The 2406-nt window shown below is 67.3% G+C and carries 3 protein-coding genes and 3 pseudogenes; 4 read left to right on the top strand and 2 right to left on the bottom strand.

From position 1 onward, the window contains the following. Positions 1-250, bottom strand: a 250-nt coding sequence (locus tag AC01Y6_RS10125) for a hypothetical protein (protein ID WP_476671387.1), incomplete at its 3' end; no start/stop codon positions are given. Between the two features lie 120 nt (positions 251-370). Here AC01Y6_RS10125 and AC01Y6_RS10120 point away from each other — a divergent pair. The 4 genes and pseudogenes from AC01Y6_RS10120 to AC01Y6_RS10105 all read left to right on the top strand — a co-directional run. Next, positions 371-1312, top strand: a complete 942-nt coding sequence (locus AC01Y6_RS10120) for a tyrosine-type recombinase/integrase (protein WP_476671386.1) — start codon at positions 371-373, stop codon at positions 1310-1312. Between the two features lie 76 nt (positions 1313-1388). Further along, positions 1389-2000 carry a TetR/AcrR family transcriptional regulator gene (locus AC01Y6_RS10115; protein ID WP_476671385.1) on the top strand — a complete coding sequence of 204 codons (612 nt, stop codon included), beginning with the start codon at positions 1389-1391 and terminating at the stop codon, positions 1998-2000. Continuing rightward, a pseudogene (paaA, locus tag AC01Y6_RS10110) lies at positions 1987-2169 on the top strand (1,2-phenylacetyl-CoA epoxidase subunit PaaA); the annotation flags it as partial. The gene AC01Y6_RS10115 and the pseudogene paaA, both read left to right, overlap by 14 nt. Then, a pseudogene (locus tag AC01Y6_RS10105) lies at positions 2153-2281 on the top strand (winged helix-turn-helix transcriptional regulator); the annotation flags it as partial. The pseudogenes paaA and AC01Y6_RS10105, both read left to right, overlap by 17 nt. Before the next feature lie 34 nt (positions 2282-2315). On the opposite strand, the pseudogene AC01Y6_RS10100 reads toward AC01Y6_RS10105, so the two are convergent. Continuing rightward, positions 2316-2406: pseudogene (locus tag AC01Y6_RS10100) on the bottom strand (bacterioferritin); the annotation flags it as partial.

Genomic DNA, 2406 nt, shown 5'->3' with positions numbered 1-2406 from the left:
GCCTCCTTCCCCAGGTGAGCGCCGTCCGGGGCGTGGCGCCTGGTGGCCACCACGTACCGCCACCCCCATGTATCCCCCCATTCAAATGGGGGGCGTTATCGCTCCCCCGCGCCCCCTCGGGGTTGTAAACCCTGGCCCACCGCCCCCGGGCTAGACCTTCAAGGAAGCGCTCGTAGGTCTTCCAGTCGGGGAAGCGCTTGACACGCCGCATAATTTTGTTGTTTTTGAAAAGAACAAGCACCGCTTTCATGCTTTCTCCACCTCCCGCTTTCCCCCGTGGGGCCCTTAGGCCCCCTGGTCTTGAAAGGGCTCGGGGAGGGCGCTTTTTGGATTTCCCTCCCCTTCCCTGCGCGAAATGCACCTTTCGCGCATGTATAATGCCCCCATGGTCCCGCCGGACGGTTCCACCATCATCTGGAAAACCATCGGTGTTAGAAAGCCCGAAAAGGTCCTTGGGGACCTGGCCCCCTATGCGGAATACCTTCTCTTGGAGCGGGGCTACTCGGCCCGGGGGGTGCGGCGCTACCTCCAGGACCTCTCCCTGTGGCTCCGCTTCCTGGAGGAGGAGGGCTTTCCCCCGGGCCCCGAGGCGGTGCGGGCCCTGCTCATCGCCAAGCGCTGGGCCCCGCGGCGGGTGCAGGGGTTTCTCGCCGCCCTCCGGAGCTACTACCGCTACCTGCGGGAAATCCGGGGGGAGGAAGTCCTGGACCCCACCGAGGGCATCGGCCGCCCCAAGGCGGGAAGGCGGCTTCCCCTGCACCCGGCCCCCGAGGAGCTTAGGCGCTTCCTCGAGGCCCTCTCGGAGGAGAAGGAGGCCCGCCTTCTGGTCGCCCTAGCCCGCTTTCTCTACGGCACGGGCCTGCGCATCTCCGAGGCCCTCTCCTTGAAGGGGCGGAACCTGGTCCTCGAGGGCGGCCACCCCGTGGCGGTGCGGGTGGTGGGCAAGGGCAACAAGGAAAGGCTCGTGCCCCTTTCCCGCACGGCCCAGGGGGCTCTTCTGGAGCTGGGCCCGCCCCAGGGGAATGTGCCGATTTTCACGTTTCTTCAGGGAAGGCGCCGGGGCCATATTCCCTCAGCCCGCTGGGTGGAGGCCAAGTTCCGGGAGGCCGCCCTGAGGGCGGGCCTGGACCCCAGGCGCTTCACCCCCCACAAGCTCCGCCACGCCTACGCCACCCTCCTCGTGGAGCGTGGCGTGGAGCTGGACGCGGTGAAGGACCTCCTGGGCCACGAGTCCATCGCCACCACCCAGATCTACCTCCACGCCTCCCGGGAGCGCCTCAAGGAGGCGGCCTCGAGGCTCCCCGAGCTCTAGGCGCCTAGGGCCGAAGGGGAGAGGGACTCTTGTCCTTTCGCCCAGGTTGTGCTAACCTAACAAACGACCGTTAGCCATGGACCGCCGCAACCAGATCCTCACCATCGCCGGCCACCTCTTCAGCCAGAGGGGCTACCACGCCACCAGCATGCGGGAACTCGCCCGCCACCTGAACCTCCAGGGCGGAAGCCTCTACGCCTACATCCAGTCCAAGGAGGAGCTCCTCTTGGAGGTGGTGCGCCAGGCGGCGGAGAGGTTTCAGAAGGTGCTGGAAAGCCTTCCCCAGGGGAGCCCCGTGGACCGGATGAAGGCCCTCGTCAAGGGCCACCTGCGGGTCATCGCCGAGGAGCTTCCCCGGGCCACGGTCTTCTTCCACGAGTGGAAGCACCTCTCCCCTCCCCTCCTCGAGGAGGCCAAGGCCCTGAGGCGCCGCTACGAGGAAGGCGTCCAGGCCGTGGTGGAGGAGGGGGTGCGGGCGGGGGTGTTCCGGGTGGAAAGCGTGCGGCTCGCCACCCTCTTCGTCCTTTCCGCCCTCAACTGGACCTACCAGTGGTACCGGCCCGACGGTCCCCTCTCCCTAGAGGAACTCTCGGAAGCTTACGCCAAGCTGGTCCTCAAGGCCCTTGGCGTGGCTGCTTCCCCGGAAGGGGAACACAGCGAGGAAGGAGGCGAGGATGGTGAAGCTTAGGATCGGCTACCCCGAGGACCCGGGCTACCAGGAGAGGCTAGAGGAGTTTGAGGCCCGGATTGCCCGGGGGGAGAAGATTGAACCCGGCGACTGGATGCCCGCGGAGTACCGCAGGCAGCTCATCCGCATGATCTCCCAGCACGCCCACAGCGAAGCAGGTGGAGTCCTACATGCCCCCCAAGACCCGCTACAGCCTCACCGAGGCGGGGCGGGAGCTGGAGGCGGTCATCGCCGCCATAGAGCGCTGGGCCCGCAAGCACCTCGAGGCCCCGGTGGCCTAGCCCGTCCCGGAGGCGTCGCCAGCAAGGGGCATCGTCAGTCCGCCGCCCCCGCCAGGTACTGCAGGTAGTTGGCCAGGCCCATCTGCTGGAGGAGCTCCCGCTGGGTTTCCAGCCAGTCCACGTGG

The sequence above is a fragment of the Thermus sp. genome, assembly GCF_056332225.1.
This window is presented reverse-complemented; position numbering and strand designations above follow the sequence as displayed.

Bases quoted from the DNA above. Each gene is read 5' to 3' on its own strand.
- AC01Y6_RS10115 (WP_476671385.1), top strand. From the start codon at position 1,389: ATGGACCGCCGCAACCAGATCCTCACCATCGCCGGCCACCTCTTCAGC.
- AC01Y6_RS10120 (WP_476671386.1), top strand. From the start codon at position 371: ATGTATAATGCCCCCATGGTCCCGCCGGACGGTTCCACCATCATCTGG.